The 3,613-nt window shown below is 47.6% G+C and carries 8 protein-coding genes; all 8 read left to right on the top strand.

Translation table 11 applies throughout. From position 1 onward, the window contains the following. Positions 1-397 (top strand): AbrB/MazE/SpoVT family DNA-binding domain-containing protein (locus MVG27_RS00675; protein WP_297555876.1); only part of this gene is annotated, 397 nt, incomplete at its 5' end. Continuing rightward, complete coding sequence (locus MVG27_RS00670) at positions 394-765, top strand: AbrB/MazE/SpoVT family DNA-binding domain-containing protein (protein ID WP_297555873.1); 372 nt, start codon at positions 394-396, stop codon at positions 763-765. The genes MVG27_RS00675 and MVG27_RS00670, both read left to right, overlap by 4 nt. Next, positions 762-1,115: an AbrB/MazE/SpoVT family DNA-binding domain-containing protein gene (locus tag MVG27_RS00665; protein ID WP_297555869.1), complete on the top strand. Its 354-nt coding sequence runs from the start codon at positions 762-764 to the stop codon at positions 1,113-1,115. Before MVG27_RS00670 ends, MVG27_RS00665 begins: the two co-directional genes overlap by 4 nt. Positions 1,116-1,512: 397 nt before the next feature. Beyond that, positions 1,513-1,722 (top strand): hypothetical protein, encoded by a 210-nt coding sequence (locus MVG27_RS00660; protein ID WP_297555867.1) that lies wholly within the window; start codon positions 1,513-1,515, stop codon positions 1,720-1,722. Next, complete coding sequence (locus MVG27_RS00655; protein ID WP_297555866.1) at positions 1,722-1,883, top strand: hypothetical protein; 162 nt, start codon at positions 1,722-1,724, stop codon at positions 1,881-1,883. The genes MVG27_RS00660 and MVG27_RS00655 overlap by 1 nt, the downstream gene beginning before the upstream one ends. An 11-nt stretch (positions 1,884-1,894) precedes the next feature. After that, entirely contained in the window at positions 1,895-2,869 is a 975-nt protein-coding gene (locus tag MVG27_RS00650; protein ID WP_297555865.1) for a hypothetical protein, read from the top strand. Next, on the top strand, positions 2,856-3,335 hold the full coding sequence (locus tag MVG27_RS00645; protein ID WP_297555863.1) for a DNA replication complex GINS family protein: 480 nt from the start codon (positions 2,856-2,858) through the stop codon (positions 3,333-3,335). The genes MVG27_RS00650 and MVG27_RS00645 overlap by 14 nt, the downstream gene beginning before the upstream one ends. Further along, complete coding sequence (locus MVG27_RS00640; protein WP_297555860.1) at positions 3,332-3,547, top strand: hypothetical protein; 216 nt, start codon at positions 3,332-3,334, stop codon at positions 3,545-3,547. Before MVG27_RS00645 ends, MVG27_RS00640 begins: the two co-directional genes overlap by 4 nt. Positions 3,548-3,613 lie beyond the last annotated feature (66 nt).

Here is a 3,613-nt window from a genome sequence, read left to right as displayed (position 1 = left end):
GGTGAATAAAGACGGCCGTATCACTATCCCCCGGCCAATCCTCGAAACCTTCGGGCTAAAGCAAAATGACTACGTTAAAGTTCTAATCAGGAAAATTGAGATATCCGATAAAACCATCGCCGTGACTGCACAGGCTGTTTTAGCAGTTAAAATCGGGAGATATGGTGCTATAACACTTCCCAAAAAACTCATAAGAGAGTTTGAGATAAAAGAGAACGAGCCAGTCGAGGTCGTAATCTTAGACTATTACAAATTTGAAGAGTTGGTAAGCGAAAAAGGCAGAGAGCTTTTATCCAGACTTCAGTCACGGAACAACTACAAAGTTCTTCCGACTGACACGTCATACCTAAACGAGATAGGTATAAGATATAGAGAACTCAATGGGGTGGGACAGTGAAAGAGAGCAAAGAGCCACTAGCGAAGTTCCAAGCCAAAATGAACAAAGATGGTAGAGTTAGCCTCCCAAAGCAAATTAAAGACGTCCTCGGACTTGAATCAGATGATTACTTGAAGGTCATAATCCGTAAGATAAAAGCAGAGAAGAGTGAAGGGATTATTTATGTGTATGGACAGGAATTTGCTATCTTGAGAGTTGGAATCAGAGGGTACGTTGTTATTCCACAGAAAGTTCGCAGAGATTTAAATCTCAAACCTAATGATAGTGTAGAGATTGTTATCCTTGACTATTACCCCTCAACAACCGACTCATCATACATTAGTGAGATAGGGATTAAATACAGAGAACTCAATGGGGTGGGACAGTGAAAGAAGCAAAAGAACCGCTAGCAAAGTTTCATGCAAGAATAGACAAAGATGGCAGGTTAATAGTTCCAAGGTATATCCGGGATACACTTCAGATCGAACAGGGAGACTACGTCAAGATTATTGTGAGGAAGATTAAAATAAACTTTCCTGAAAGAGTTATATACGTGTCCGACCAAAGACAAGTCATCAGTAAGATTGGAAGAAAAGGAGCAGTGTATATCCCGAATGAAATCAGGAAACAACTCAATATTAACGCTAATGAGCTTATTGAGGTCATTCTCTTAGACTTCTACAAAAGCAGGGTACCAGATGAGGATACTCAATTCAAATATGTTTTTTTGAACGTTTAATTTATTCATGAATAAATTAATTAGAAGAAAAAGAAAGAAGGAGAGAAGAGATAAAGTATGTTTTCTGCTCTCTGAGAGCTCCTTTTTTGAGAATTGAATTTTTGGATACATAAAATCTTGATGATTTAACTAAGAAAAGTAACACTCGTCTGGCAAAATCCAGCGTTTTTAGAGCTTTGCATCTCTGCACATTTAGTTACTTTAAAAAGTTGCAAAATCGGGATACTCAGATTATCACCGTATATAGTATTTCAGCCTAATTTATGTATCCAAAAATTAACATGTAACAATTTTGCCCAATGTTGGACTTTTCCGGCCACACAAACCTTTTAAACTTTCCATCCGTATGATTTATGGAACTAAGTTCCATATATGGTATTAAGTTCCATCAAAGGTGGTGGCCATGCTGGAGTTGAAGTGCTCGATATGCGGGGCCGAGGCAAAGTTCAGGAGCAGGAATGAGGCCATAAAAGAGGGTTGGAGTTGGCTTTCCATAAGGCTCGGAAAGAAACGTTACAAGGCCGTTTTCTGCCCAAAGCACTCTGAGGACGAAGCCATGAGCTGGCTCGACAATCACGTTCTCAACGAGGTTAAGGCGGTGATATGATGCCGAGAACTCGAAAGTATAAGGCCGTCAGGCGTGTGGAGTTCCTCCTTCCGCCTGAGAAGGTCGAGGAAATGGAGCAGGCCAAGGGACGAAAGCCTTGGGGTGAGTTTGTTTGGGAGCTTTGGGAGTTCTGGAAGCTCCACCATCCAGAGACTTCATGACGGTGTTTCCGATGCCAAGGAGAAACTACCAGCGACGTACAGCAGGCCCCGGACGGCCACGGAAATACGGTGAGGATTTGAAGAAATTCCAGACAGCAACTCCAGAATCGACCTACAATAGACTCTACGCTCTCAAAGAAAGGCTTGGTGTTCCTTTCTCTGAGCTCTTAACTTGGCTTGTGGACCTTGCTGAAGGAAAGATTGATGGGCTTGAGCTGAAGGCCAAGGTAAAGCACTTGACCGAGGCCCTCAGGCAGGAGCAAAAGGAGAAAGACGACATTCTAAGGAACTATGAGCGCCTGCTTCGGAATTATGAGAAGCTCCAGCTCAAGTTCGAGGACTGTTGTAAGAAGCTTGAGGAGTGCAAGAACAACAAGCCCAAGCTCGCTTCGAAGTGGTCTAAGATTCTCCTTGCCATTCCAAAGGCCGTCGAGGAAGGCCTCACGTGGAACGACCTCATGCGGGACCTCGGAATCCTCGACCCGCAGGAGCAGGTAGCGGTAATGCAACGCTTCTTCATCACGATTGACGAGAACGGCAAGATTCCGGAAGTCATCAGGCCTTTGCAGGGCATCAAGGAGCTTGAGGGTATCGTCCTATACAGGCAGAAGGACGAGAATGTCCGCTTTGCGAAGATCGTCCGCGAGGACACACTGAAGGCCGCGAGGAGCATTGAGACCAAGAAGCCAAAGCCGGCCAAGGCCGGCCAGCCTGCCGTTGAAGTCCCGCGGGTGGAGGTGGAGAAGAGCCTCAAGGTCTGGCTGAAGCAGTACGAGGATTGGGCTTCCGACTGGAGGACAAAGGCGAAGGCTGAGCAGTTCTTGAGGGGCGTGGGCAACAACGGCCTGCGCCGGCTGGTGAATGGGTATGGTTTCGATGTTGTGGCGGATGTGGTGGCTTCTAACGCGGATTTTCGGGCTTTGTTCGGCCCGTATCTCGAGAAACTGAGGAAGAAACTGGAGGTGAAGCCAAATGCCCGGAGTTAGAGTTCCGGTTAGAGTGCTGAAGCCCCTCGCGAACTTCAAGGAGGAGGACACCGTTCTCCTTCCAGAGGAGGCCGTGAAGGTTCTCTGGAGCTACGGCCTCGTGGAAGTGGTTGATGAGATGGACAGGATGGTGAGTGAAGTAGACAGGGTGCTAACTGAGGAGAAGGAAAACGAGCCGCTGTCAGAGCTTCCAAAGGGCCTTTATGAGAGGGCTGAGTTCTGGATGTGGTATGCGGAGAACTACATTAGGCAGCATCCTGAAGACACTAAGGCCATCACCGTTACGCTGGCTAAGCTCGCCAATCTGAAGAAGAAGGTCCGGGACCTCAGAACCCTTAGGCTGAACAAGATTCTCAAGGCTGCTATGCTAAGGCCGCATTCTGACACAATTCTCTCGCGCCTTTCGCCCGAAGAGGCCGAGGTTTACGAATACCTCTCGGACTTTATTGAGAGGTGGTTGGAATGAACGGGGTGGAGCTGCCTGAGAACGCGCGCATCACCAAGCCCTCGGAAGTGCCTGGTGCCGTAGTGCTGAGCCTTACCACGCCCGCATCGTGGGAGGATTTTCAGGGCTTCCTCAAGGCGGTTGAGGCTTTGCAAGGTGATGGTTTCGTTGTTCGCTCGGTCGAGTCGAGCTACAAACTCTTCCGCGTCTGGCTGAGGAGGGATGAGGAATGAGTGAGGCAGCTTTCTTGAGTTGGGTCGCCTCTGAGAAGGCAAAGCTGGACAGGGTGCTCGAGCAGG

Source organism: Thermococcus sp., assembly GCF_027011145.1.
In the GTDB taxonomy this organism is placed as follows: Archaea; Methanobacteriota_B; Thermococci; order Thermococcales; family Thermococcaceae; genus Thermococcus.
This window is presented reverse-complemented; position numbering and strand designations above follow the sequence as displayed.